The sequence below is a fragment of the Streptomyces sp. NPDC088812 genome, assembly GCF_044750285.1.
Classification (GTDB): Bacteria; Actinomycetota; Actinomycetes; order Streptomycetales; family Streptomycetaceae; genus Streptomyces.
In genome coordinates, this window is sequence record NZ_JBIVJP010000003.1 from 280,864 (window position 1) to 306,822 (window position 25,959).

The following is a 25,959-nucleotide window of genomic DNA, read 5'->3' on the forward strand; positions in this document are numbered from 1 at the left end:
GGGTGGGTCCGTCAGCTGACGTCCGAGGGGTCCAGGCGGTAGATCGTCGACGTGCTCGACTGGCCGTCCTGCGCGGTGCCGGAACCGGACTCGGACGTGTCGGAGGAGTTCGACGAGTTCGACGAGTCCGACGTCGAGCTCTTGCTGTACTCGCTCTCCTCGACCGCCGTCCCGTTCTTCTGCACCCACTCCGTCACCTCGGAGCTGAGGTCGGTGTCACCGCTCCGGCCGCCCATGCCCTGGCTGCTGATCTGGATGTAGTGCAGCTTGCCGCTCTTCACCAGCTCCTTGAGCCGGGCCAGCGTCATCGCCTTGTCGCTGCCGGTCCAGCCCCACATGGAGATGACCGGCTCCCCGCTGCTGAGGATGAGCTGCGCGGCGCTCTGCGAACCGGACACCGCCAGCAGCCAGGTGGCGCCGTCCTGGTGCTTCTTCAGGTACGCGATGAGCTCGCTGCTCGTGTCGCCGCCGCCCATGCCACCGCCGCCGGGAGCGCCGCCCGTGCCGCCGCCGGGCTGCGTGCCGCCGGAGGCGCCGTCCTCGGACGTGCCGTTCCCGGCGGTACCGTTCGGGGGCGTGCCGCCGCCCGGCATCTCGCCGCCGCCGCCCGGCATCTCGCCGCCGCCGCCCGGCATCTCGCCGCCGCCGGGGAAGCCGCCCTCGGCCTGACCGCCGGCCTGGCCGTTCTGCCCGCCCTGCTGCGTGCCGCCGGGTCCGCCGGTGCCGCCGCCCGGGAAACCGCCCCGGCTGCCACCGCCACCGCCACCGCCGCCGAAGCCGCCGCTGCCCGTCGTGGGACCGGCCGTCGGGTTCGTCCCGCCCATGCCGCCGCCGGAGCCGGACGGCACCGACCAGGCGTACGCCGCCGGACCCGCCACCGCCGCGACGACCGCCGCCGCCACGGAGGCGGCCAGCAGCCGCACCCGGCCGCCGGGACGGAAGCGGAAGACCAGCAGGCCCGCGACGGCGAGCGCCATCACCACGCCGATCGCCGGCCACAGCCAGGTGTTCCAGCCGTCCGCCCGGCGCAGCAGCACGATCGCCCAGACCGCGGTGACGACGAGGGCGAGCGGTAGCGCCCACGCCCACCGCTTGTCGGCGCGGAACGCGCGCAGCAGCATCGCGCCGCCGCCTCCGCACAGGGCCGCGATGCCGGGGGCGAGCGCGGTCGTGTAGTACGGGTGCATGGTGCCCTCGGCCATGCTGAAGGTCAGGTAGTGCAGGATCGTCCAGCCGCCCCACAGCAGCAGCGCGGCCCGGGTGAGGTCGGTGCGCGGGGCGCGGCGCCCGCACAGGACCAGGCCGGTCACCAGGGCGATGCCCGCGAAGGGCAGCAGCCAGGAGATCTGGCCGCCGAGCACGTCGTTGAACATCCGGCCGATGCCGGCGGTCCCGGAGAAGCCGCCGCCCCCGCCGCCTCCGCCCCCGCCGTTGCCCTCGCCGCCGAGGACCCGGCCGAGGCCGTTGTAGCCCATGATCAGGTCCCAGGCGCTGCCGTCGGTCGAACCGCCGATGTAGGGCCGCTCGGAGGCCGGCACCAGGGAGACCGCCGCCGCCCACCAGAAGCTGCTGACCGCGAGCGCCACGCCCGCGAGCAGCAGGTTGACGATCCGCTTCACCAGGCGGGGCTTCGCCGCGTACAGGTACACCGCGAAGACGGCGGGCAGCGGGATCCAGCCCTGGAGCATCTTGGTGTTGAAGGCGAGGCCGAAGCAGGCCGCCGAGCCCAGCAGCGGCAGCACCTTGCCGCCGTGCACCGCCCGCAGGGCGAGCGCCACGCCAGCCGCCATCAGGCACACCAGCAGCGTGTCGGGGTTGTTGTCCCGGTTGATGGCGACCGTGATCGGGGTGAGCGCGAGGACCAGCGCGGCGACCGTCGCCGCGCCGTGGCCCCAGACCCGCTTCACGGAGTCGTGCAGGACCCAGATCGTCCCGAGGGCCACCAGGATCATCGGCAGCATCATCTGCCAGGTCCCGAAGCCGAACACGCGACAGGACAGGCCCATCACCATCAGGGCGAACGGCGGCTTGTCGACGGTCAGGAAGTTCCCCGCGTCCAACGAGCCGAAGAACCACGCCTTCCAGCTCTGCGTGCCGCTCAGCACGGCGGCGCTGTAGAAGCTGTTGAGGCCGGAGCCGGAGAGGTTCCAGGAGTAGAGCACCGCCGCCAAGGCCATGATCGCGATCAGCGCGGGGAGCGACCAGCGCGGGGCCCGGTCCGGTGGCGATGCCACGGGAGCCGCCGCCGACGACGGCGAGCCGGTGGCCGCCGCGGGCGCGCCGGGCGCGGGTGCGCCGGACACGTCGGGCGCGGGTGCGCCGGGCGCGGCCGGCCCGGCGGAGGACTCGGCGGATCCGGTGGCCCCGGCGGACCCGGCGGACCCGGTCGGGTGGGGGAGGGGATCGGTGGCAGATGTCACCCTCCGCATGCTGGCCGCCGGGTGTGAGGGGCCGCTGTGCCCAAGCTGGCCGTCACCTGTGAAGCAGCACAGGCCTCGGTAACGCCCTCCCCATGCTTTGGCAACCGGTCCCGCCCGGGTTCCGCCCCGGGTTCCGCCCCGGGTTCCGCCCCGGGTTCCGCCCCGGGTTCCGCCCCGGTCCTGGCCCGGTCGTGTTCCGGTCCTGCCTTCGCCCTGCTCCGGTCCCGCCCGGTCCCGCCCGGTCCGGCCCGGTGCCGCCCGGTCCGGCCCGGTGCCGCCCGGTCCGGCCCGGTGCCGCCCGGTCCGGCCCGGTGCCGCCCGGTCCGGCCCGGTGCCGCCCGGTCCCGCCCGGTGCCGCCCGGTCCTGCTCCGGTCCCGCCCGGCCCTGCTCCGGTCCCGCCGCCGTCCCACCCGTTCCGGCCCCCGTCCCGCCCCACCGTCCGGCGATGCGGCCTCCCCCCGGTCCGGGGCGTCACGAATGTGACCCCGCGAACAGGAGTACAACCCTCGCTCGCTCGTGTGAGTCAACCTGGCATGACTCACCGGACCTCCGCAGGCAGGAGAGGGCTGGTCGCCTCAGCGCTCGGCACCGGCATCCTCATATCCGTCCTGGCCGCCGCTCCCGCCGCGGCCGCCACCCCCACCGTCAGCTGCACCTCGGCCGAGGCCGGGCTGGCCGCCAAGCTGAAGAAGGACATCACGGCCGCCCTCGCGGGCCGCAAGGGCACGGTCGCCGTCGGCCTGTACGACCGCAGCACCGGCACCACCTGCACCCTGCGCGCCTCGACCGCCTACGACTCGGCGAGCGTCGTCAAGGTCACCGTCCTCGCCGCCCTGCTGTGGGACGCGCAGAAGAACGGCAGGGCGCTGACCGGCCGTGAGAAGACCCTCGCCACGGCCATGATCACCAAGTCGGACAACGCCTCCACCTCCACCCTGTGGAAGCAGCTCGGCCTGACGAAGATCAAGGGCTTCCTCGCCGCCGGGAAGATGACGCAGACCAAGCCGGGCGCCAACGGCTACTGGGGCCTGACGCAGATCACCGTCACCGACGAGCAGAAGCTGCTCAAGCTGCTCACCGCCAAGAACACGGTCCTCACCGACGCCTCGCGCGCCTATGTCAACAAGCTGATGGGCCAGGTCGTCTCCGCGCAGCGCTGGGGCACCCCCTACGGGAGGCCCGCCGGGGTCACCTGGCACGTCAAGAACGGCTGGCTGTCGCGGGCCACGCACGGCTGGCGGGTGCACAGCGTCGGCACCTTCAAGGGCGGTGGCCACGACTACCAGATCACCGTCCTCACCCACGGCAACAGCACGATGAACTACGGCATCACCACCATCCAGGGCGTCGCCAAGGTCATCCACAAAGACCTCGCGGCCTCCTGAACCCGCCCGGTCCACGCGGCGATCATTAACGGGGTGTCCCACCGGCCGTCATCCACCCGTCCTACGGTGACGGCCATGCGCCTGCGAACCGTACTCGCCACCTTCACCGCCGGCCTGGCGGCCGCCACCTCTCTCGTCGCCGCCGGGCCCGCGAGCGCCCAGCAGAACAGGGCCTGTTCCCCCGCCGTCACCCTCGACGGCTTCTCCGACGCCCTCGACAAGACCTCCTACGACGGCACCTTCGTCGGCAACCTCTCCGCGCTCGCGGTCGACCGGGACGGCTCGCTCGCCGCCCTCTCCGACCGCTCCGCCCTCCTCGGCCTGGACGCGAGGACGCTCGCGCCGGAGTCGGCCGTTGCGCTCGCCGACGAGAGCGGCGCCGCGCTCGACTCCGAGGGCCTGGTCGTCGACCGGGACGGCACGCGCCTGATCACCTCGGAGACCGAGCCGTCCGTACGCCGCTACAGCGCCACGGGGGAGATCCTCGACCGCCTGCCCGTCCCGGACTCCCTCCGGGTCGCCCCGGCCGGCCGCGCCGTCTCCAACGGCACCTTCGAGGGCCTGACCCTGCTGCCCGGCGGCCGCACCCTGCTGGCGTCGATGGAGTACCCGCTCTCCGGCGACGGCGCGGACACCGTCCGCTTCCAGACCTGGAAGCGCACCTCCACGGGCTTCCGGCTCGCCGCCCAGTACGCCTACCGCGCCGACGCCGGCCTCGGCGTCCCGGAGGTCCAGGCGATCCCCGACGGCCGCCTCCTCGTCCTGGAGCGCGGCTTCACCTCGGGCGTGGGCAACACCGTCCGCCTGTACCTGGCCGACCCGCGCCGGGCGACCGACACCAGCGGCATCGAGAACGTGACCGGCCAGGACGGCGTGCGCCCGGTCGCCAAGACCCTCCTCGCCGACCTCGTGACCTGCCCGACCCTGGGAGCGACGGCGAAGCAGGCGCAGCCCAACCCGCTCCTGGACAACATCGAGGGCATGGTCGTCACCGGCCGGAGCGGCGGCGCCCTGAAGGTGCTGCTGGTGAGCGACGACAACCAGAACGCGGCGCAGACGACCCGCTTCTACTCCCTGCGGGTCCGCGTCTGATCCGGTGTGCACCTGTTTCCTTGGGTTTTCCCGGTTCCCGCCCCCGAATTGTTGCGGAGGGATGAAATCCGCTTCGGTCCACGTTGGTGCCTTCTGGTAGATCAGGACGAACGGAAGGCACCGGCGTGGCGGCGCAACGGGGATGGGCACGACGACTGGCGGGTTACGCATGGCGCCATCCGGCGGACGTCGTCCTCGCCCTCGGCTCCTCCCTCGGCGGCATGGCCGTCATGGCCGTGGTGCCGCTGTTCACCAAGGTGATCATCGACGACGTGATCGGCGACCACAGCCGCGCCATGGCCCCCTGGGCCGGTGCCCTGATCGGCGCGGCCCTGGCCGTCTACGCCCTCACCTACGTCCGCCGCTTCTACGGCGGCCGGCTCGCCCTCGACGTCCAGCACGACCTGCGCACCGACATGTACGGGACGATCACCCGGCTCGACGGGCGCCGTCAGGACGAGCTGTCCACCGGCCAGGTCGTCGGCCGCGCCACCAGCGACCTCCAGCTCATCCAGGGCCTGCTCTTCATGCTCCCGATGACCATCGGGAACGTCCTGCTCTTCCTGATCTCCCTGGTGATCATGGCGTGGCTGTCCCCGCCGCTCACCCTGGTCGCGCTCGCCGTCGCCCCCGCCCTGTGGTGGATCGCCCGCCGCAGCCGGACCAGACTCCACCCCGCCACCTGGTACGCGCAGGCCCAGGCCGCCGCCGTCGCGGGCGTGGTCGACGGCGCCGTCACCGGCGTCCGGGTGGTGAAGGGGTTCGGGCAGGAGGAGCAGGAGACCGGGAAGCTGCGGGAGGTCGGCCGCCGGCTCTTCGCGGGCCGGCTGCGCACGATCCGGCTGAACGCCCGCTACACCCCGGCCCTCCAGGCCGTGCCCGCCCTCGGCCAGGTCGCGATGCTCGCGCTCGGCGGCTGGCTCGCCGTCCGCGGGCACGTCACGCTCGGCACGTTCGTCGCCTTCTCCACCTACCTCGCCCAGCTCGTCGGCCCGGTCCGCATGCTCGCCATGGTCCTCACCGTCGGCCAGCAGGCCCGCGCCGGCACCGAACGCGTCCTGGAGCTGATCGACACCGAGCCCTCGCTGGCGGACGGCACCAGGGAGCTCCCGGCCGACGCCCCCGCGACCGTCGAGTTCGACGACGTCTCCTTCGCCTACGAGGGCGCCTCCGGCCCGGTCCTGGAGGGGCTCACCCTCGAGATCCGCGCCGGCGAGACCCTCGCCCTGGTCGGCTCCTCCGGCTCCGGCAAGTCCACGGTCTCCCTGCTCCTGCCGCGCTTCTACGACGTCGGCAAAGGCGCCGTCCTCGTCGGCGGCCACGACGTCCGCGAGCTCACCCTCGACTCGCTGCGGGCGGCGATCGGCCTGGTGCCCGAGGACTCGTTCCTCTTCTCGGACACCGTCCGCGCCAACATCGCCTACGGCCGCCCCGACGCGAGCGACGAGGAGATCGAGGCCGCGGCCCGCGCCGCCCAGGCCGACCGGTTCATCGCCGAGCTGCCCGAGGGCTACGCCACCGAGGTCGGCGAGCAGGGCCTGACCCTCTCCGGCGGCCAGCGCCAGCGCATCGCCCTCGCCCGGGCCCTCCTCACCGACCCGCGCCTGCTCGTCCTCGACGACGCGACCTCGGCGGTCGACGCCCGTGTCGAGCACGAGATCCACGAGGCCCTCGCCCGCGTCATGGAGGGCCGCACCACCCTCCTGATCGCCCACCGCCGCTCCACCCTCAACCTCGCCGACCGCATCGCCGTCCTGGACGGCGGCCGGCTCGCCGACCTCGGCACCCACGAGGAGCTCCAGGAGCGGTCGGCGCTCTACCGCCGCCTGCTCACCGACCCCGACGAGCTGGGCGGCGTCTCGCCCGGACACGCCCGGCCCGCCGCGCCCCGCGAGGACACCTCCGTCCGGGACGAGCTGGACGCCGAGTTCGACGCCGAGAGCGGCGTCACCCCCCGCCTGTGGACCGGCGACCGCGTACCGAAGGACACGGCCCTGTCCGGCACGCCGGCCACCCCCGAGCTCCTCGCCCGGGTCGACGCCCTCCCGCCCGCGACCGACACCCCCGACGTCGACGAGAGCCGCGCGGTCACCCCCGAGGACTCCTACGGCCTGCGCCGCCTCCTGCGCGGCTTCGGCCCGCCCCTCCTGGTCAGCCTCGGCCTCGTCGCCGTCGACGCGGGCATGGGCCTGCTGCTGCCGGTGATGATCCGGCACGGCATCGACGACGGCGTCACCCGCGCGGCGACGGCCGCCGTCTGGACGGCCTCCCTGCTGGCGCTGCTCGCCGTCCTGGTGCAGTGGGCCGCGCAGACCGGCGAGATCCGGATGACCGGCCGCACCGGCGAACGGGTCCTGTACACCCTGCGTCTGAAGATCTTCGCCCAGCTCCAGCGGCTCGGCCTCGACTACTACGAGCGGGAGCTGACCGGCCGGATCATGACGCGGATGACGACGGACGTCGACGCGCTCTCCACCTTCCTCCAGACGGGCCTGGTCACCGCGTTCGTGTCGGTGGTCACCTTCTTCGGCATCATGGCCGCCCTGCTGGTGATCGACCTCCAGCTCGCCCTCGTCGTCTTCGCGACACTGCCCCCGCTCGTCGTCGCCACGTACTTCTTCCGCCGGGCCAGCGTGAAGGCGTACGAACTGGCCCGGGAACGGATCTCGGCGGTCAACGCCGACCTCCAGGAGTCGGTGGCCGGGCTGCGGATCGTGCAGGCCTTCCGGCGCGAGCGGGACGGCGGGCGCCGGTTCGCCGAGCGCAGCGACAGCTACCGCAGGGCCCGCATCCGGGGCCAGCGGCTGATCTCGGTCTACTTCCCGTTCGTGCAGTTCCTGTCGTCGGTAGCCGCGGCGGCCGTCCTGATCGCCGGCGCGGGCCGGGTCGACGAGGCGACCCTGACGACCGGCGCGCTGGTGGCGTACCTGCTGTACATCGACCTGTTCTTCGCCCCCGTCCAGCAGCTCTCCCAGGTCTTCGACGGCTACCAGCAGGCCACCGTCTCGCTGGGCCGCATCCAGGAACTGCTGAGGGTGCCGACGTCCACGCGGACCGCCGACGACCCGCTGGAGGTCGCCTCCCTGCGCGGCGAGATCGCCTTCGAGCACGTGCACTTCCGGTACGGCTCCGCCGACGAGCCCGAGGATGCGCTGACCGGGATCGAGCTGCGGATCCCCGCCGGGCAGACCGTCGCGTTCGTGGGGGAGACCGGCGCGGGCAAGTCGACCCTGGTGAAGCTGGTGGCCCGCTTCTACGACCCCACCTCCGGGCGGGTGCTCGTCGACGGCCGTGACCTGCGCCGTCTCGACCTCACGTCGTACCGCCACCGCCTGGGCGTCGTCCCGCAGGAGGCGTACCTCTTCCCCGGCACCGTCCGCGACGCCATCGCCTACGGCCGCCCCGACGCCACCGACGCCCAGGTGGAGGCGGCCGCCCGCGCGGTCGGCGCGCACGACGTGATCGCGACGCTGGAGGGCGGCTACCTCCACGAGGTCGCCGAGCGGGGCCGCAACCTCTCCGCCGGGCAGCGCCAGCTGATCGCGCTGGCCCGCGCCGAACTCGTCGACCCCGACGTCCTGCTGCTGGACGAGGCCACGGCCGCCCTGGACCTGGCGACCGAGGCCCAGGTCAACCAGGCCACCGACCGCCTCGCGGGCCGCCGTACGACACTCGTCGTCGCCCACCGTCTGACCACCGCGGCCCGCGCCGACCGGGTGGTGGTGATGGACCGCGGCCGGGTCGCCGAGGACGGCACGCACGAGGAGCTGCTGGCCCTCGGCGGCCGGTACGCGCTGCTGTGGCGGACCTTCGTGGGGGAGCCGGTCGGCACGGCGTCCTGACGGCGCCCCGGCTTCGCAACCATCCCGCGTACGCCGCGCGTCCGTACACCAGTGCGTCCGTACACCAGTACGGCGATGCGGGGAGCGTGGAAGGGGACGGACCGTGGACAGGGGTGCCACACGCCGGCGGCCGACGGCCGCCCTGGCCGTGCTCATCACGTCCGCCCTGCTCGCGCTGACGGCACCGGCCGGCGCCGAGGCCGCGGGCTCGCCCTGCCCCGGCCGGAAGGCGCGGACGCTGACGTTCTCCGCCGGCGCGGTGCACGTCTACCGCGGCAACGGCTCCGTCTGCGCCTTCACCCTCCGGGCGCGACCCGGCACGCGCACCCGGATGTCGGTCAGCGTGCAGGCGCGCGGCCACCGCGCGGTACGGCAGGAGGGCAGCCGGACCCGACGCATCGGCCCGGTCGACGTGTACGCCGGGCACCGCTGCGTGTGGGTCGAGGGCTCGGTCGGGCCCGCCGCGGTCAGCTCGGGCTGGATCCTGTGCTGATGGCTGATGGCTGATGGCTGATGGCTGATGGCTGGCGGCTGGCGGCTGGCGGCTGGCGGCTGACACGCTGACCGGCTCTGGCCACAACCCCCTCTGGTGTGACGGGTGTTGCTCCGATAGCTTCCGGCGCACATCTGTCTCACAGGGAGGGTGCACGCGCATGCGCATCGCGCTCAGATGGCTGCTGGCGCTCACCGTGCTCATAGGCACGCTGAGCGGCACGGCGGGGGCGGCCACCGCTGCCGGGCCGGACGCCACGGACATCAAGGACCGGCTGCTCTCCGTACCGGGCATGAGCCTGACCGAGGAGAAGCCGTACCCCGGCTACCGCTACTTCGTCCTGACCTACACCCAGCCGATCGACCACCGGCGCCCCGCCGCGGGCACCTTCCAGCAACGGATCACCGTGCTGCACAAGGACGTCAGCCGCCCCACCGTCTTCTACACCGGCGGCTACCACGTCTCCACCACCCCCAGCCGCCGCGAGCCCACCCAGATCGTGGACGGCAACCAGGTCTCCATGGAGTACCGGTTCTTCACCCCCTCCCGTCCCGACCCCGCCGACTGGTCCAAGCTGGACATCTGGCAGGCCGCGAGCGACCAGCACCGCATCTTCCGGGCGCTGAAGGGCATCTACCCCGGGAACTGGATCTCCACGGGCGGCTCCAAGGGCGGTATGACCGCCACCTACTACGAGCGCTTCTACCCCAAGGACATGGACGGCGTCGTCGCGTACGTCGCCCCCAACGACGTCGTCGACACCGAGGACTCGGCCTACGACCGCTTCTTCGCCGGCGTCGGCACCGAGGAGTGCCGCGACCGCCTCGAGGCCGTGCAGCGCGAGGCGCTCGTGCGCCGCGAACCCCTGGAGCGCAGGTACGCCGCGTACGCCGCGGCCGAGGGCTACACCTTCGACACCATCGGCAGCCTCGACCGCGCCTACGAGGCCGTCGTCCTCGACTACGTCTGGGGCTTCTGGCAGTACAGCCTGCTGTCGGACTGCGACACGATCCCGGCGGACGCCGCGCACGCGACCGACGACGAGATCTGGACCTCGGTCGACACGATCTCCGGGTTCTCCTTCTACACCGACCAGGGCCTGTCGCCGTACACGCCGTACTACTACCAGGCGGGCACCCAACTCGGCGCCCCCACCATCCACTTCCCGCACATCGAGCGGAAGTACATCCGCTACGGCTACCAGCCCCCGCGCAACTTCGTCCCCCGCGCCATCCCGATGAGCTTCCAGCCGCGGGCGATGCGTGACGTCGACACCTGGGTGCGGCACAACGCCCGCCACATGCTCTTCGTCTACGGCCAGAACGACCCGTGGGGCGCCGAGCGGTTCCGCCTCGGTGACGGCGCCGAGGACTCGTACGTCCTCACGGCGCCCGGCATGAACCACGGCGCGAACGTCGCCGGCCTCGTCCCCGACGAGAAGGCCCTCGCCACCGCCCGCATCCTGGAGTGGGCCGGCGTCTCGCCCTCCGCCGTCGACCGGGCCGAGCCGCTGGCGGCGTTCGACGCGCGACTGGACGCGCGGGACGTGGAACGCGAGCCAACGCTGCGGCCGTGACCTCCCGCTGACCCGACCACCGATCACGACCACCGATCACGATCACTGACCACCGACCACCGACCACGATCACGATCACTGACCACGACCACTGATCACGATCACTGATCACGATCACTGATCACGACAACTGACCACCACTGATTCACGGTCACGACGGCCGGCCGGCCCGCATGCCGGTCGGCCGTCGTGCCATCGGCCGACGGTGTGTATAGTCCCGGCCCATGGAATCCGGTGTCGAGCTCGTGAAGCGCGCGCACGTCGACCTGCTCAGGGTCGCCACCGCGCTGTGTAGCTGACCCGCGCGCCCTCCCACCGGCGCCTTTCCCCTCTTTCTCCTGCTCCTCCCTCCTGTGCCGATCCACGCCCGGGACGTCTTCCCGTCGGCGTGATGCAACGTTGCACCTCCTCCCGCTGGAGAGCCCCATGACCGTGCGCACGCACTGGTTCCTGCCCACCACCGGCGACGACCGCACCGTCGTCGGCGTGACCGCCCGCGACTCCCTCCAGTCCCGCTCCACGGCCCGCCCGCCCACGCTCGACTACCTCGCCCAGGTCGCGCGGGCCGCCGAGTCCGCCGGGTTCGAGGCCGTCCTGACCCCGACCGGCAGCGACTGCGAGGACTCCTGGCTCACCACCGCCGCCCTCGCTCCGCAGACCACCCGTCTGAAGTTCCTGGTCGCCTTCCGCCCCGGCGTCATCGCCCCGCCGCTGGCCGCCCAGATGACCGCCACCTACCAACGCCTGTCCGGCGGACGCCTGTTGCTGAACATCGTCACCGGTTCCGACGCCGACGAGCAGCGCGCCTACGGCGACTTCCTCGGCCACGACGAGCGCTACGCCCGCACCGACGAGTTCCTCCATCTGCTGCGCACCGCGTGGACGGGCGAGCCGTACGACTTCGAGGGCGCCCACTACCGGGTCGCGGGCGGACGCCTGCGCCGGCCGCCGCTGACCCGCCCGCCCGTCTTCTTCGGCGGCTCGTCGGACGCCGCGCTGCCCGTCGCCGCCCGCCACGCGGACACCTACCTCACCTGGGGCGAACCCCCGGTGGCGGTCGCGAAGAAGATCGCCCGGGTGCGTGAACTCGCCGCCGCCCAGGGCCGGGAGCTGTCGTACGGGATCCGGCTGCACGTCATCAGCCGGGACACCGCGAAGGAGGCGTGGGCGGAGGCCGACCGCATCCTGGACACCCTCGACCCGGCGGCGATCAGGGCCGCGCACGAGCGGTTCGCCGCCTCCGAGTCGGCCGGGCAGCGCGCGATGGCCGCGCTCAGCGGCGGCCGCACCGACCGCCTGGAGATCCACCCCAACCTGTGGGCCGGCTTCGGCCTGGTCCGCCCCGGCGCCGGCACCGCCCTGGTCGGCAGCCACGAGCAGGTCGCCGAGCGCATCGAGGAGTACGCCGCCCTCGGTATCGAGCACTTCGTCCTCTCCGGCCAGCCGCACCTGGAGGAGGCGATCCGCTTCGGCGAGTGCGTCCGCCCGCTGATCAGCCGTCACCTCCTGGCCGCCTGACCCTCGTTCACCCCGACGCAAGGACCCCGCCATGCCCTCGTACCTCGACAGAAGAGCCGCCCTCCGCCTGTTCGGCGCCGCCGGACTCGGCCTCGCCGCCGCCGCGTGCGCCGGACCGGGCTCCGGCTCCGGCTCGACGGCCTCCAGCGCCTCCCCCTCCGCCCTCGCCACCTCCGGCACCCCGAAGGGCACCGTCTCCTTCGCCCACTGGCGGGCCGAGGACAAGGCGGTCCTCGCCGGCCTGATCGAGGCGTTCGTGAAGAAGTACCCGGACGCGGGCGTCGAGCAGGACATCTCCCCGTCCGCCGACTACCAGTCCACCGCCCTGCGCCGCATCCAGGGGTCGAAGACCGGAGACCTGTTCACCGCGTTCCGGGGCGCCCAGTTCGAGCAGATCGTCAAGGCGGGCGTGTACGCCCCGCTGACCGGCACCGGAGTCCTCGCCCGCTACCAGGCGAGCCTGATCGGACCGGGCGCCGCCCAGGGCGTCCAGTACGGGCTGCCGTACCAGCTCGTCTTCAACATGCCGCTCGCCAACACCGACGCCCTCGACAAGGCCGGCCACGGCAGCGCCCCGAAGGACTGGGACGGCTTCCTCCAGCTCCTCGACGACCTGAAGGCCAGGGGCTACACCCCGCTCGCCTGGCCGGGCGGCGACTCGGCCAACGCCGGCCAGCTGCTCAACACGATGGTCATGAACAACGCGCCCTCCGACGACGCCTTCACCAAGATCGAGTCGGGCACGTACAAGGTGACGGACGACTGGTTCCTGAAGACCCTGGAGCAGTACGCCGAGCTGACCCCGTACCTCCAGGCCCGCGCCACCGGCTCCACCACCGACGCCGTCACCCAGCTCTTCGCCGAGGGCAAGGCGGGCCTGCTCGCCACCGGCTCCTTCCAGATGGCCGGGGTGCGCGCGCTCGGCGCGACGTTCCCCTTCGACCTCGTCGCCCCGATCACCACCACGGCCGCGCAGGCGAAGTACGAGGGCGTCTTCAACACCACCTTCGTCCTCGGGGTGAACAGCGCGTCGAAGGTGCAGCCGGCCGCCTACGCCTTCCTGGAGTTCCTCAGCGACCCGGCCAACGCCGGCACCTACGCCAACGGCACCGGCCAGCACGTCACCGTCCAGGGCGTCGAGTACACCAACACCGACCTCAAGGCCGTCGCGCCCTGGCTGACCCGGAAGACCCTGCTCGCCCCGCGCTTCCAGTTCCTGAACCTCGACATCCGCACGGCGGTCGAGAACGCGACCGTCGCGGTCGTCGGCGGCAAGAAGCCGGCCCAGGCGGCCGAGGAGGCCCAGCGTGTCATCGACCAGAAGCGGTCGTAGCCGGCGCGCGGCGCGGGCACTGTGGCTCTTCCCGGTGCCCGCGCTCGCCCTCTACCTGTTCTTCTTCGCGTACCCCACCGTCCAGGCGGTGCAGTACGCGCTGACGGACTGGGACGGCTACAGCGCCGGCTACCACGACGTGGGCCTGCGCAACTTCACCGAACTCGCCACCGGCGACGACGTGTTCCGCAACGCGGCCGAGAACAACCTCAAGCTGACGGTCACCGTCGTCCTCGCCCAGACGGCGCTGGCGCTGCTGCTCGCCCTGTACCTGGTCCGCACGACGAAGGCGTCGACCCTGCTGCGGGCGCTGTTCTTCCTGCCCACCGTCCTGTCCTCGGTGTCGGTCGCCTTCGTGTGGCGGTTCGTGTACGACCCGGACGGCGGGCTGCTCAACTCGGCGCTCAGAGCGGTCGGGCTGGACTCCTGGCAGTCCGTGTACCTCGGCGACCCGGACACCGCCGTGTTCTGGCTGGCGCTCACCCAGGTCTGGTTCCACGCGGGCCAGATGACGGTCGTCTTCGTCGCCGGCCTCCAGGCGATCCCGCGGGAGCTGTACGAGGCGGCCGAGCTGGACGGGGCGGGCCGCCTGGCCCGCTTCCGGTACGTGACCTGGCCGCTGGTGGCGCCCGCCACGGGCATCGTCGTCGCGTACACCACCGTGCAGTCCTTCAAGGCCTTCGACCTGGTGCTGGGCCTGGGCGGAAACCCTCCCGGACCCGCCCTCGACCTGCTCTCCACCCGGGTCTACACGACCTTCTCCAACAACCAGTTCGGCTACGCGGCCGCCCAGTCCCTGGTGTTCATGGCGCTGATCGCGTTGCTCACCTGGGTGCAGCGGCGGACGCTGCGGAGGGCCACATGACCAAGACCCTGCGGATCGCCGTTCTCACCCTGGGCGCCACCGCCGTCGTCCTGCCGCTGCTGGTCGTGCTGTTCGGCACCTTCAAGACGCTGCCGCAGCTCTTCGACTCCCCGCTGTCGCCGCCGTCCGCGCCGACCCTCGACAACTACCGCCGCGCGGTGGACGAGGGCGGCCTCGGACCGGCCTTCGTCAACAGCCTGGCCGTCACGGCGGGCGCGGTCGCGCTGACCCTCGCCGTGGCGGGCCCGGCCGCGTTCTTCTGCGCGCGGGTGCCGGGCCGCGCCGGCTGGCTCGTCTTCGGTGTGCTGGTGGCGGGCCTGGCCGTCCCGGCGCAGGCGGCGATCGTTCCGCAGTACGTCCTCTTCGACCGCCTCGGCCTCACCGACAGCCTGCTCGGCCTGGTCCTGGTGGACACGACGATGACCCTGCCGACGGCCGTGTTCATCCTGGGCGGCTTCCTGCGCACGATCCCCCAGGAGCTGTACGAGGCGGCCGAACTGGACGGCGCGGGCCCGCTGCGGGCCTTCCGCTCGATCGCGCTGCCCCTCACCCGCCCCGCCCTCGCCACCACCGCCATCTTCCTGTTCGTCATGGACTGGAACGACCTGCTCTACCCGCTGCTGTTCGTCCGCTCCGCGGAGCACCGCACGCTCCCGCTGGCCCTGCTGGACTTCCAGGGCGAGTTCCTCACCCGGTACCCGCTGCTGTTCGCCGGCGTCGTCATCGCCTCGGCCCCGGTGGTCGTGGTGTACGTCCTGCTCCAACGCCACTTCGTGTCGGGGCTGACGGCGGGTGCGGTACGGGGCTGAACCGCACCTGGGGTTCCAGGGCCTGGGGTTCCAGGGCCTGCGGTTTCAGGGCCTGCGGTTCCAGGGCCTGCGGTTCCAGGGCCTGCGGTTTCAGGGCCTGCGGTTTCAGGAGCTGTCCCGTACGACCAGCCGGTGCCCGGCCGGCAGCACCGGCGGAGCCGTCCGGCCCCCGATCCGGTCCAGCAGCGCGGACACCGCCAGCCGGGCCAGTTCCTGCTTGTCCGGGGCGACGGTGGTCAGCGGGGGAGCGGTGTAGCGGGCCTCCTCGACGTCGTCGAACCCGACGACCGCGAGGTCGTCCGGCACGGTCAGCCCCCGCTCCCGCGCGGCGTGCAGGGCGCCCTGGGCGAGGGCGTCGGCGAAGCAGAACACCGCGTCGGGCGGCTCGGGCAGGTCCAGCAGGAGGCGGGTCGCGGCGGCGCCGTCGGCCCGGTGGTAGGCGGCGACGGGCGGCGCGAGCTCCTCGTCGTAGCGCAGGCCGGCCTGCTCCAGGGCCTGCCGGTAGCCGGCCAGCCGGGTCGCCGAGGTCGCCGCGTGCGGCACGGTCTGGCGGCCGATCACCGCGATCCGGCGGCGCCCGCGGGCCAGCAGGTGGGCCGTCGCCGCCCGGGCCGCTCCGGTGTTGTCGATGGTGACGTGCGGGCAGGGCAGGTCGTGCACCCGCTCGCCGAGCAGCACGACCGGCGCGGTCGCCCCGGCGCGGGCGGCGGCCCGGTCGTCCAGCGCGAGCGGGCTGAGGATCACCCCGTCCACCAGCGGATCGGTCCGGCCGAGCGCGATCTCCAGCTCGACCTCCGGATCACCCCCGGTGGCCTCCACCAGCAGTATGCAGCCGTGCTCGGCCGCCTCCCGCAGCAGATGCCCGGCGAGCTCGGCGAAGTACGGCATGGTCAGCTCGGGCACGGCGAGCAGCAGCACCCCGCTGCGGCCGGTGCGCAGCCGCCGCGCCGCGGTGTTGGGCCGGTAGCCCAGCTCCTCGACTGCGCGCAGCACCCGCACCTGCGTGGCCTCGGAGAAACGTCCGGTGCCGCGGACCACGTTGGAGACGGTCCGCATGGACACCCCGGCGCGCTCCGCCACCTCCCTGAGCCCGATCCCCGCACGCATCGGCCCACCTTACGGCCGCGCCAGCGGTCACCGCCCCCGTCTTGGGCCCGGTCGTCATCAGGCGTTCACACGGCGGGTGTCCACCGGGGAGCGCGGACCGCCCGCGGACACCCGCCGGGGCCGGGCACGGCCGGTGCGCCCCCCGGTGCCGCGCGTGGGGCGGGTACGGCCGTCGTGCCTTGTGGTGTCGGGTGTGGGGCGGGTACGGCCGTCGTGCCTTGTGGTGTCAGGCGTCGGGTGGGTACGTCAGGCCGTGGCCGACCGGATACAGCACCCGCGCCGGATCGTCCGCCCGCCGCACCGGCACCGGCAGCGCCCCGCACGGCCGCACGGCTCCCGCGATCACCCGGGCCGCGGCCCGCAGCTCGACGTCGGTCCACGCGTAGGCGGCCAGAAAGGCCCGTACGGAGGGCAGGTGCGCCACGTCGTAGGGGTTGCGGAGCGCCACCGCCACCACCGGCCGCCCCGTCGCCGACAGCCGCTGCACCAGTGTCCGCTGCGGGCTCGTCCCGGTGACGTTGTACGTCCCCACCACCACCGCGTCCGCGCCGCCCGCCGCCGACACGGCCCGTTCGACGGCCGCGCCGGACGGGTCCGTGCCCGTGGACAGGGCGGTCGCCGTGAAGCCGAGGCCGCTGAGGGCGGCGGCGAGGACGGCGGTGGGCGGGCCCGTGGTGCCCGAGGGGGAGGCGGGGTCGGCGCCGACGACCAGGATCCGGGGGTGGGTCCGCGGGGAGAGGGGCAGCAGCGGGCCCTCGTTGACCAGCAGGGTCGTCGTCCGCTCGGCGATGCGGTCGGCCGCCGCGAGGTGGGCGGGCGAGCCGACGGTGCGCGCGACGCCGTCCGGGTCGGTGTACGGGTCGGTGAGCAGGCCGAGCCCGTCCTTCAGGCGCAGGATCCGCAGGACCGACTCCTCCAGCCGTTCCTCGCCCAGCTCCCCCTCCCGTACGGCCCGCAGGACGGCGTTCCAGGCGACGTCCAGGTCGGGCGGGTTGAGGAGCTGGTCGACGCCCGCCTTCAGCGCGAGCACGGGCACCCGGTCGTCGCCGTACTTCGTGCGGACGCCCGCCATGTCGAGCGCGTCGGTGACCACGACCCCGTCGAAGCCGAGCCGCTCCCGGAGCAGGCCGGTGACGACCGCGCGGGAGAGGGTGGCCGGGTCGCCCGAGTCGTCCAGGGCCGGGTGCAGGATGTGCGCGGTCATGACCGCGTCGACACCGGCCGCGATCGCCGCCCGGAACGGCACCGCGTCCAGCTCCTCCCACGTCTGGCGGGAGTGGGTGATGACGGGGAAGCCGTAGTGGCTGTCGACGGCGGTGTCGCCGTGCCCGGGGAAGTGCTTGGCGGTCGCCGCGACCCCCGCCGACCGGTAGCCGTCGATCTCCGCCGCCGTCAGCGCGGCCACCGCCTCCGGATCGGCGCCGAAGGAGCGGACGCCGATGACCGGGTTGGCCGGGTCGACGTTCACGTCGGCGACGGGGGAGTAGTTCTGGTGGACGCCCATGGCCCGCAGCTCGCGGCCCGCGAGGCGGCCGAGGGTACGGGCGTCGGCGCCCGCACCGGCGTCCGTCCGCACCGCACCGGCGTCCGTCCGTACCGTGTCGGCGTCCGTCCGCACCGCACCGGCGTCCGTCCGTCCCGTACCGGCGTCCGTCCGGCGGAGCGCCGCGCCCCCCCGCTCACCCGCGCCGATCGCCATCGCGCCCGGGAAGAGCGTGGCGGGCCTGCCGATGCGGCACACGATCCCGTGCTCCTGGTCGGTGGAGATCAGCACCGGCAGCCCGCGCGGCTGTGCCAGGGCGGCCCGCTGGATGCCGTCGGAGAGGGCGGCGATCTGCCGGGGGTCGCGGGTGTTGTGCGCCCAGGTGAAGTAGATGATCCCGCCGACGCGGTAACGGGCGACCAGCTCGGCCGCCGTCCGCACGCCCAGCTCCCTGAGGTTGACGTCGGCGTCGGCCTGGTCGGGGGCGGTCGCCGAGTGGCCGTGGACGCGGCTGACGAAGACCTGGCCGACCTTCTCCTCCAGGGTCATCCGGGAGACCAGGGCGCGCAGGCGGCGGTCGTCCGCGTGGGCGGTCCCGCTCAGGGTGAGGGCCGCGGTGAGACCGGCGGTGGCGGCGAGGACGGTACGCCTGGAGGGCATGTGCGCTCCTTCCGGAAACGGTTCCGGTGGCGCACGGTACCCGCCCGAGGGGCCGCCATCGGCGCATTGGAGGGGGGCGCGCCGATGGCGGCGTGCTGCCGGCCGCGGTACGGCGGAGAGGGTGGTCAGCGATCGCAGCCAGCAGCGAGGGCCGACACCGCACCGAGGTGACTCTCCGACAGCTTGCGGGTTGGACGAGCGGGGGGCGGCCGGGGTTCCCGTCCGCACCGGGATCCCGGGAAGTCGGGGCGGGGGTGACGGAGGGGGACGGAAGGGGCTGGTGGGGCGGCCCCCTCGGGACTCACCGACGGCTCCGGGCTCACGGTCCAGGGTTCACGGCTCCGCGCTCATGGTTTCGCATCCACGGCTTCGGACCACCGCACGCCTTCGGATGCATCGCACGGCTTCGCATTCACCGCTTCGCATTCACCGCTTCGCATTCACCGCTTCGGGTCCACGGCCTCGGACTCACTGCCCGTGCGCCGACACCCCCGGCCACCGCTCCTGGAGCACCCGGACCGTCTCCGCGATCGCCGGCCGCCTTGCCGCGCCGGCGCGCCACAGTGCGTACAGCCGCCGTACGGGCATCGGGTCGAGCGGCACCTCGACGGCGCCGCGCGGCAGCGGGCCGCGTCCGAGCCGGGGGACGAGAGCGACACCGAGGCCGGCGGCGACCAGGGCGACCAGGGTCGGGTTCTCGTCGGCCTGGTGGACCAAGTCCGGTTCGTGCCCGGCCGCGCGCAGGGTGCGTACCAGCCAGTCGTGGCAGACCCGGCCCGGCGGCTGGCAGATCCACCGCTCGCCGCCCAGCTCCTCCCGCCGTACGGCCGACCGTCCGGCGAAGGGATGGTCCTCGGGGACGATCAGGTCGCACAGGTCGTCCCCGATCACCGCCTGCTCGACGCCCGCCGGGGCGGGCAGCGGGGCGATGTCCCAGTCGTGCGCCACGGCCAGGTCCACGACGCCCTTGGCGACGAGGTCCACCGACAGGTGCGGGTCGACCTCGCTGAGCCGGGCGTCCAGGGCGGGGTGCCGGCGGGCGAGGTCGGCGAGGACGGACGGCAGCAGCCCGCGCGCCGCCGAGGGGAACGCGGCCACGGTCAGCCGCCCGGTCGGCACGCCCCGCCGCTCCTCCAGCTCGGTCTCGGCCCGCTCGACGATCGCCAGCACCTCCCGCGCCGTCGTCACGAGTTGCAGGGCCTCGTCGGTCAGCCGGACGCCGCGCCCCTCCCGTTCGAGCAGCACCGTGCGGGTCTCCCGCTCCAGCTTGGCGATCTGCTGCGAGACGGCCGACGGGGTGTAGCCGAGCGCCACGGCCGCGGCGCCGACGGTGCCGTGGACGGATACGGCGTGCAGGGCGCGCAGCCGTTGGAGATCGAGCACGGGAGCCTCCTGGAATAAGCGTTGCTTCATCCCACCTTGCAGCAATCATCGCTGGTGCTTCACGGTCCGGGTGGGTGACGCTCGACGCATGCGACCCGCTCACCTCGCCCTCGCCGTCCTCGTCGCCGCCGTCTGGGGCGTGAACTTCACCGTCATCGAGATCGGCCTCGCCCACTTCCCGCCGCTGCTCTTCTCGGCGCTGCGTTTCCTGGCCGCCGCCGTGCCCGCGGTGTTCCTCGTGGGCCGGCCGAAGGTGGCGTGGAAGTGGATCGTGGCGGTGGGGCTGGCCCTCGGCGTGGCCAAGTTCGGGCTGCTCTTCGTGGGGATGGACGCGGGGATGCCGGCGGGACTGTCCTCGCTGGTCCTCCAGATCCAGGCGGTGTTCACGGCCGGCATCGCCGCCGCCGTCCTCGGCGAACGGCCCACCCGGCTGCGGCTGCTGGGCATGGCCGTGGCCCTGGCCGGTATCGGCGTGGCCGCCGTGGACGAGGGCGCATCGGGACCGCTCGGCGCGTTCGCGCTGGTCGTGGCGGCGGCGGTCTGCTGGGGCGCGTCGAACGTCCTCACCCGCAAGGCGTCCCCGCCCGACGCCCTGAACTTCATGGTCTGGGTCAGCACGGTCCCGGTCCTGCCGCTCCTGGCCCTCTCCCTCCTGACGGAGGGCCCCTCCCGGGACCTGGCCGCGCTGCGCGCCCTGGACTGGCAGGGCGCCGGCACGGTCGTCTACGTCGCCTGGATCACGACCGTCTTCGGCTTCGGCGCCTGGGGCTGGCTGCTCCACCGCCACCCGGCCTCGACCGTGGCCCCCTTCTCCCTCCTCGTCCCCGTTTTCGGCATGTCCTCGGCCGCCCTGTTCCTCCACGAGCCGGTGACCGGCCTGCGCTGGTGCGCGGCGACGCTGCTGGTGGGCGGCGTGGCGCTGACGTCCCTGGCGCCGGCCGGGCGGGGCGGTGGCGCCGGAGGGGCGCAGGAACCCGGAGGGGCGCAGGAACCCGGAGGGGCGCAGGAACCCGGAGGGGCGCAGGAACCCGGAGGGGCAGAGACAGCCGGAGGGGCGGAGCCGGCCGGGGGTACCGGAGGCGACCGGCCGGCCGGGGCCGACGGTCCGGTGGGGGCTGACGGGGCAGGGGCGCCGGTGGCGGGCGCCGCGCGGACGGCAGCGGGGCGGCGGTGACGGCAGCGGGGCGGCGGTGACGGCAACGGGGCGGCGGTGACGGCAACGGGGCGGCGGTGACGGCAACGGGGTGGCGGTGAGGGGCCCGAGACCGGCCCGCGACCGGCCCGCGACCGGCCCGCGACGGGCCCGCGACCAGCCCGCGACGGGCCCGCGACGGGCCCGCGACCGGCCCGCGACCGGCCCGCTCCCCACCCGGGCCGGGCGCCGGACACGTCGTCCACCCCGTGGACGCGCCCGCATGGCGCGGCGCGGGCGCGGGATCATGGCGGGCATGGCCCTCGTCGACATTCCCGGTTCCAAGTCCATCACCGCCCGTGCCCTGTTCCTCGCGGCGGCGGCCGACGGCGTCACCACCCTCCAGCGGCCCCTGCGCTCCGACGACACGGAGGGCTTCGCCGAGGGCCTGACCCGGCTCGGCTACCGCGTGGGACGCGCCCCGGACGCCTGGCGGATCGACGGCCGCCCCGAGGGGCCGGCGGTCGCGGAGGCCGACGTCTACTGCCGTGACGGCGCCACCACCGCCCGTTTCCTGCCCACCCTCGCCGCCGCCGGCCACGGCACCTACCGCTTCGACGCCTCCCCCCAGATGCGCCGCCGCCCCCTGCTGCCGCTCACCCGTGCCCTGCGCGACCTGGGCGTCGACGTGCGGCACGAGGAGGCGGAGGGCCACCACCCGCTGACCGTCACGGCGGCCGGGGTGGAGGGCGGGGACGTCGTCCTGGACGCCGGCCAGTCCTCCCAGTACCTGACCGCCCTGCTCCTGCTCGGCCCGCTGACCCGCACCGGCCTGCGCATCGAGGTCACCGACCTGGTCTCGGCGCCGTACGTCGAGATCACGATCGCGATGATGCGGGCGTTCGGCGTGGAGGTCGCCCGCGAGGGGGACGTCTTCGTCGTACCGCCGGGCGGGTACCGCGCGACGACGTACGCCGTCGAGCCGGACGCCTCGACCGCGAGCTACTTCTTCGCGGCGGCCGCCGTGACGCCGGGCGGCGAGGTCACCGTGCCCGGCCTCGGCGAGGGAGCCCTCCAGGGCGACCTGGGCTTCGTGGACGTCCTGCGGCGGATGGGCGCGCAGGTCACCGTCGGGGCCGACCGCACGACGGTGAAGGGCACCGGCCGGCTGAACGGCCTCACCGTCGCCATGCGGGACATCTCCGACACCATGCCGACCCTGGCCGCGATCGCCCCCTTCGCGTCCGGGCCCGTCCGGATCGAGGACGTGGCCAACACGCGTGTGAAGGAGTGCGACCGCCTGGACGCCTGCGCGGAGAACCTCCGGCGGCTGGGCGTGGACGTGACCACGGGCCCCGACTGGATCGAGATCCAGCCCGGCCCGGTCGCACCCGGCGCGGAGATCAAGACCTACGGCGACCACCGCATCGTGATGTCCTTCGCGGTCACCGGCCTGCGCGCGCCCGGTGTCTCGTTCGACGACCCGGGGTGCGTCCGCAAGACGTTCCCCGGTTTCCACGAGGCGTTCGCGCAGCTGCGGAAGGACATTGCCGGATGAGTTCCATGCCGGAGGGGCCGGTCCTCGAGGGCGCGCTGGTGCGTCTGGAGCCGCTGGAGCACCGGCACGCGGCCGAACTGGCGGTGGCGGCGGAGGAGAACCGGGGGACGTACGCGTACACCTGGGTGCCGAGGGCCGGCGAGGTCGGCGACTACGTCGACGCCCAGCTCGCCCGCGCCGCCACCGGACGCGTCGCGCCCTACGCGCAGATCTCCCTCGCCTCGGGGCGGGTCGTGGGCGCCACGGCGTACCTGGACCCGCGTTTCCTGCTGAGCGAGGACCGGCTGGACGCCGTCGAGGTCGGCTTCACCTGGCTCGCGGGCTCCGCCCAGGGCACCGGTGTGAACGCCGAGGCCAAGCTGCTCCTCTTCCGCCACGCCTTCGAGGAGTGGGGCGTGTCCCGGGTGGATTTGAAGACGGACGCCCGCAACAGCCGCTCCCGCGCGGCCATCGCGAGCGTGGGCGCCCACTTCGAGGGCGTCCTGCGCAACTGGTCCCGCTCCTGGGCGCCGGGCGAGGACGGCCTGCTCCGCGACTCCGCGATCTTCTCCCTCACCGCCCGGGAGTGGCCCGAACGGCGGGCGCTGCTGGAGGAGCGGGTGGCGCGGTTCCGCTCCCGGCCCTGACCGGCCCCGGTTCCGGTTCCGGGAGAGGACGGCGCCCTCCCCGTTCCCGCCGCGATCAGCGGCGGGATGGGAGGCCCGCCCGGGAGGTCCGGCCACGGAGTGGCCCGGACGGGGAGGCCCGACGGGGTGGTCCGGACGGGCAGGTCCGGACGGGGAGGCCCGACGGGGTGGTCCGGACGGGCAGGTCCGGACGGGGAGGCCCGGCCGGGGAAGCCCGACGGGTAGGCGGTACGGCCGGTGTGGCCGGCCCGGGACCCGGTCACGGCCGGCCTACGGCAGTCGCCTCCCGCTCATTCCGACCGCGGTGTCCCGTGGTGGTCGAACACCCCCGTGCGGAGACCGGCTGGACCTCGGCCGCAGGTGCTGGGAATCATGCCTCCCATGACCGTGACCGCGCGCTCCTACCTCGTCCTCCACGGCTGGCAGAACCACCGCCCCCGGGACCACTGGCAGCACTGGCTCGCCGACCGGCTGACCGAACACGGCCACGCCGTCACCTATCCGCAGCTGCCCGACGCGGACGACCCCGTCCTGGAGGTCTGGCTGGACAGCCTGGCCCGGCACCTCGGCGGACTCGATGCCCGGGGCGAACGGGTCGTGATCGGCCACAGCCTCTCGGCCGTGCTCTGGCTGCACGCCGTGGCCCGCGGTCTGCCGGGAACCGACGCCGTCGACCGCGTCCTGCTGGTGGCGCCCCCGTCCGCCTCCGTCCTCGCCCGTCATCCGGAGGTCGCCGGGTTCGTCCTCCCCCCGCTCGACGCCCTCACCCTCCCCACCCCGCCCCGCCTGGTCGCCGGCGACGACGACCCGTACTGCCCGGAAGGCGCCCAGTCCGCCTACGGCGACCTCCTCGGCCTGACCGCGGAACTGCTGCCCGGCGCCGCCCACCTCGACCTGGACGCCGGGTACGGTTCCTGGCCGGCGGTGCTGGAGTGGTGCCTGGACGAGGACACGAAGTTCAGGACGCGCGAGCAGGAGGCGTAGGCGAGCCCCCCGGGCGGCGTCGGGCGGCGTCGGGGCGGCGGGCGACCGCGCGGCCGCCGCGGGGCGCGACGGCGAGGAGCACCACGGCGAGGAGCACCACGGCGAGGGGCCCAACGGCCAGGGGCCCAACGGCCAGGGGCGCGACGGCGAGGGGCCCAACGGCCAGGGGCACAACGGCGAGGGGCCCAACGGCCAGGGGCGCGACGGCGAGGGGCCCAACGGCCAGGGGCGCGACGGCGAGGGGCCCAACGGCCAGGGGCGCGACGGCGAGGGGCCCAACGGCCAGGGGCCCAACGGCGAGGCGCGCGCGGGCCCTTCGCGGTCGGAGCCGCACCGCCTAGGCCGCCGACGTCTCCTCCGCCCCCGGCTCCCCCGGCTCCCCCGGCTCCCCCGGCTCCCCCGGCTCCCCCGGCTCCCCCGGCTCCCCTGGCGCCCCTGGCGCCGGAGCGCTCACCCGCGCTCCCCGGCCGCCCCGCAGCTCCGGCGTCGTCGCCGCCACCCCCGCCACCGCCAGCAGGCACAGCAGGCCGCCCGTCACCAGGGCGGTCGCGCCCGAGGTCCGGCCGGCCACGAGGCCGGCGCGCAGGTTGCCCAGGTGCGGTCCCGCCTGGCCGACGATCGTCTCGGCCGCCGTCACCCGGCCCAGCAGCGCGTCCGGGGTGCGGGTCTGGACGATCGTCGTCCGGGACAGGACGGCCACCGCGTCCGCCGCACCGGCCAGGACCAGCATCCCGAGGCCCGCCCACGCGTTCGTCGTCACACCGAACAGGGCGAGGGCCGCACCCCACGTGCCGGAGGCGCACAGCATCACCGGCCCCGGACGGGCGAGCCGGGTGACCGGCCCGGAGAACGCGGTCGCGGCCACCCCGCCCACCGCGAGCGCCGACAGGAACAGGCCCAGCGTGTGCGGGTCACCGCCGAAGCGTTCGGCGTTCACCAGGGGGAAGAGGCCGGCCGGCATCGCCAGCACGGTCGCGGCCAGGTCGGTGAGCAGCGCGCCCCGCACCACCCGGTGCCCGGTCAGGAACCGCAGGCCGTCCAGGACGCCGTGCAGTCCGGCCCGGGACCGCTCGCCCTCGGGCGGCAGCGCGGGCAGCCCGAAGGCGCCGTAGAAGGACAGGCCGAAGCTCAGGGCGTCCAGCAGGTAGCAGACGCCGATGCCCCACCAGCCCAGCACCACCCCGGCGACGGCCGGGCCGAGCAGCATCATCGCCTGGCCGGTGACCTGGTTCAGGGCCAGACCGGCGGCCACCTGGTCCGCGGGCAGCAGCCGCGGCACGAAGACCCCCGCCGCCGGCGCGCCGATCGCCCCGAACGACGACTGCACCGCGACCAGCCCCAGCACACCGGCCACCGGGACGTGCCCGGTGAAGCCCTGCACCGCCAGCAGCAGCGAGCACACCGCCTGCCCGACGGTGGCCAGCAGGTAGACGCGGCGCCGGTCGGCCCGGTCGGCCCACGCCCCGGCGAACAGCCCGAAGCCGATCATCGGCACCGCCTGCGCCAGACCGACGGCGCCGCTCCAGACCGCGCTGTGGGTCGTCTCCCACACCTGGTACATGACGGTGACCATGGTCATGAAGCCGCCGAGCGTGGACACCGTCCGCCCGATCAGCAGCCGCCGGAAGACGGGGGAGGCACGGATCGGACGGACGTCGAGGAGGGTCCGGCCGAGACTCATGACGCCGGGGA

Annotated in this window: 19 protein-coding genes; 14 read left to right on the top strand and 5 right to left on the bottom strand. The window is 74.1% G+C overall.

Features of this window, described 5'->3' with window-relative positions:
• Positions 1-11 precede the first annotated feature (11 nt).
• The gene (locus tag ACIP67_RS07430) at positions 12-2,420 is read right to left on the bottom strand and encodes an ArnT family glycosyltransferase (RefSeq protein ID WP_401688743.1); all 2,409 of its coding nucleotides are present in this window, start codon (positions 2,418-2,420) and stop codon (positions 12-14) included.
• A gap of 534 nt (positions 2,421-2,954) precedes the next feature.
• Here ACIP67_RS07430 and ACIP67_RS07435 point away from each other — a divergent pair.
• The 10 genes from ACIP67_RS07435 to ACIP67_RS07480 all read left to right on the top strand — a co-directional run bounded on the left by ACIP67_RS07435 (position 2,955) and on the right by ACIP67_RS07480 (position 15,334).
• Positions 2,955-3,806 carry a serine hydrolase gene (locus ACIP67_RS07435; RefSeq protein WP_401688746.1) on the top strand — a complete coding sequence of 284 codons (852 nt, stop codon included), beginning with the start codon at positions 2,955-2,957 and terminating at the stop codon, positions 3,804-3,806.
• 75 nt (positions 3,807-3,881) lie between these two features.
• Positions 3,882-4,898, top strand: coding sequence for an esterase-like activity of phytase family protein (locus ACIP67_RS07440; protein ID WP_401688749.1), 1,017 nt, complete (start codon positions 3,882-3,884; stop codon positions 4,896-4,898).
• A 125-nt stretch (positions 4,899-5,023) separates the two neighbouring features.
• Positions 5,024-8,740, top strand: a complete 3,717-nt coding sequence (locus ACIP67_RS07445; RefSeq protein ID WP_401688752.1) for an ABC transporter ATP-binding protein — start codon at positions 5,024-5,026, stop codon at positions 8,738-8,740.
• A gap of 103 nt (positions 8,741-8,843) precedes the next feature.
• Complete coding sequence (locus ACIP67_RS07450) at positions 8,844-9,233, top strand: hypothetical protein (protein WP_401688755.1); 390 nt, start codon at positions 8,844-8,846, stop codon at positions 9,231-9,233.
• Between the two features lie 160 nt (positions 9,234-9,393).
• Positions 9,394-10,809 (top strand): aminopeptidase, encoded by a 1,416-nt coding sequence (locus ACIP67_RS07455; protein ID WP_401688758.1) that lies wholly within the window; start codon positions 9,394-9,396, stop codon positions 10,807-10,809.
• 224 nt (positions 10,810-11,033) lie between these two features.
• Positions 11,034-11,108 carry a putative leader peptide gene (locus ACIP67_RS07460; RefSeq protein ID WP_385062605.1) on the top strand — a complete coding sequence of 25 codons (75 nt, stop codon included), beginning with the start codon at positions 11,034-11,036 and terminating at the stop codon, positions 11,106-11,108.
• Positions 11,109-11,235: 127 nt separating this feature from the next.
• A complete protein-coding gene (locus tag ACIP67_RS07465; RefSeq protein ID WP_401688761.1) occupies positions 11,236-12,327 on the top strand; it encodes an LLM class flavin-dependent oxidoreductase in 1,092 nt (363 codons plus the stop codon).
• Positions 12,328-12,358: 31 nt separating this feature from the next.
• On the top strand, positions 12,359-13,660 hold the full coding sequence (locus ACIP67_RS07470) for an ABC transporter substrate-binding protein (protein WP_401688764.1): 1,302 nt from the start codon (positions 12,359-12,361) through the stop codon (positions 13,658-13,660).
• Entirely contained in the window at positions 13,635-14,525 is an 891-nt protein-coding gene (locus ACIP67_RS07475) for a carbohydrate ABC transporter permease (RefSeq protein WP_401688767.1), read from the top strand. The genes ACIP67_RS07470 and ACIP67_RS07475 overlap by 26 nt, the downstream gene beginning before the upstream one ends.
• Positions 14,522-15,334: a carbohydrate ABC transporter permease gene (locus tag ACIP67_RS07480; RefSeq protein WP_401688770.1), complete on the top strand. Its 813-nt coding sequence runs from the start codon at positions 14,522-14,524 to the stop codon at positions 15,332-15,334. The genes ACIP67_RS07475 and ACIP67_RS07480 overlap by 4 nt, the downstream gene beginning before the upstream one ends.
• Before the next feature lie 105 nt (positions 15,335-15,439).
• Here the strand turns inward: ACIP67_RS07480 and ACIP67_RS07485 are convergent, their stop codons facing one another.
• From ACIP67_RS07485 to ACIP67_RS07495, 3 genes are all read right to left on the bottom strand, one after another.
• Positions 15,440-16,441, bottom strand: coding sequence for a LacI family DNA-binding transcriptional regulator (locus ACIP67_RS07485; protein ID WP_401688773.1), 1,002 nt, complete (start codon positions 16,439-16,441; stop codon positions 15,440-15,442).
• A 226-nt stretch (positions 16,442-16,667) separates the two neighbouring features.
• Positions 16,668-18,584, bottom strand: a complete 1,917-nt coding sequence (locus ACIP67_RS07490; protein ID WP_401688776.1) for a glycoside hydrolase family 3 protein — start codon at positions 18,582-18,584, stop codon at positions 16,668-16,670.
• 468 nt (positions 18,585-19,052) lie between these two features.
• Complete coding sequence (locus tag ACIP67_RS07495) at positions 19,053-19,967, bottom strand: LysR family transcriptional regulator (protein WP_401688779.1); 915 nt, start codon at positions 19,965-19,967, stop codon at positions 19,053-19,055.
• Between the two features lie 88 nt (positions 19,968-20,055).
• Here ACIP67_RS07495 and ACIP67_RS07500 point away from each other — a divergent pair, with 88 nt between their 5' ends.
• From ACIP67_RS07500 to ACIP67_RS07515, 4 genes are all read left to right on the top strand, one after another.
• The gene (locus ACIP67_RS07500) at positions 20,056-21,141 is read left to right on the top strand and encodes an EamA family transporter (RefSeq protein ID WP_401688782.1); all 1,086 of its coding nucleotides are present in this window, start codon (positions 20,056-20,058) and stop codon (positions 21,139-21,141) included.
• 274 nt (positions 21,142-21,415) lie between these two features.
• Positions 21,416-22,657 carry a 3-phosphoshikimate 1-carboxyvinyltransferase gene (gene aroA / locus ACIP67_RS07505; protein WP_401688785.1) on the top strand — a complete coding sequence of 414 codons (1,242 nt, stop codon included), beginning with the start codon at positions 21,416-21,418 and terminating at the stop codon, positions 22,655-22,657.
• Complete coding sequence (locus ACIP67_RS07510; protein WP_401688787.1) at positions 22,654-23,283, top strand: GNAT family N-acetyltransferase; 630 nt, start codon at positions 22,654-22,656, stop codon at positions 23,281-23,283. The genes aroA and ACIP67_RS07510 overlap by 4 nt, the downstream gene beginning before the upstream one ends.
• A gap of 381 nt (positions 23,284-23,664) precedes the next feature.
• Positions 23,665-24,267 (top strand): RBBP9/YdeN family alpha/beta hydrolase, encoded by a 603-nt coding sequence (locus tag ACIP67_RS07515; protein ID WP_401688790.1) that lies wholly within the window; start codon positions 23,665-23,667, stop codon positions 24,265-24,267.
• Between the two features lie 337 nt (positions 24,268-24,604).
• Here ACIP67_RS07515 and ACIP67_RS07520 read toward each other — a convergent pair whose 3' ends face one another.
• Positions 24,605-25,948, bottom strand: a complete 1,344-nt coding sequence (locus ACIP67_RS07520) for an MFS transporter (RefSeq protein ID WP_401688792.1) — start codon at positions 25,946-25,948, stop codon at positions 24,605-24,607.
• Positions 25,949-25,959: the final 11 nt, after the last annotated feature.

Coding starts and splice junctions, on each gene's coding strand:
- ACIP67_RS07510 (WP_401688787.1), top strand. CDS start 22,654: ATGAGTTCCATGCCGGAGGGGCCGGTCCTCGAGGGCGCGCTGGTGCGT.
- ACIP67_RS07435 (WP_401688746.1), top strand. CDS start 2,955: ATGACTCACCGGACCTCCGCAGGCAGGAGAGGGCTGGTCGCCTCAGCG.
- ACIP67_RS07440 (WP_401688749.1), top strand. CDS start 3,882: ATGCGCCTGCGAACCGTACTCGCCACCTTCACCGCCGGCCTGGCGGCC.
- ACIP67_RS07465 (WP_401688761.1), top strand. CDS start 11,236: ATGACCGTGCGCACGCACTGGTTCCTGCCCACCACCGGCGACGACCGC.
- ACIP67_RS07485 (WP_401688773.1), bottom strand. CDS start 16,441: ATGCGTGCGGGGATCGGGCTCAGGGAGGTGGCGGAGCGCGCCGGGGTG.
- ACIP67_RS07500 (WP_401688782.1), top strand. CDS start 20,056: ATGCGACCCGCTCACCTCGCCCTCGCCGTCCTCGTCGCCGCCGTCTGG.
- ACIP67_RS07455 (WP_401688758.1), top strand. CDS start 9,394: ATGCGCATCGCGCTCAGATGGCTGCTGGCGCTCACCGTGCTCATAGGC.
- aroA (WP_401688785.1), top strand. CDS start 21,416: ATGGCCCTCGTCGACATTCCCGGTTCCAAGTCCATCACCGCCCGTGCC.
- ACIP67_RS07515 (WP_401688790.1), top strand. CDS start 23,665: ATGACCGTGACCGCGCGCTCCTACCTCGTCCTCCACGGCTGGCAGAAC.
- ACIP67_RS07470 (WP_401688764.1), top strand. CDS start 12,359: ATGCCCTCGTACCTCGACAGAAGAGCCGCCCTCCGCCTGTTCGGCGCC.
- ACIP67_RS07490 (WP_401688776.1), bottom strand. CDS start 18,584: ATGCCCTCCAGGCGTACCGTCCTCGCCGCCACCGCCGGTCTCACCGCG.
- ACIP67_RS07520 (WP_401688792.1), bottom strand. CDS start 25,948: ATGAGTCTCGGCCGGACCCTCCTCGACGTCCGTCCGATCCGTGCCTCC.
- ACIP67_RS07480 (WP_401688770.1), top strand. CDS start 14,522: ATGACCAAGACCCTGCGGATCGCCGTTCTCACCCTGGGCGCCACCGCC.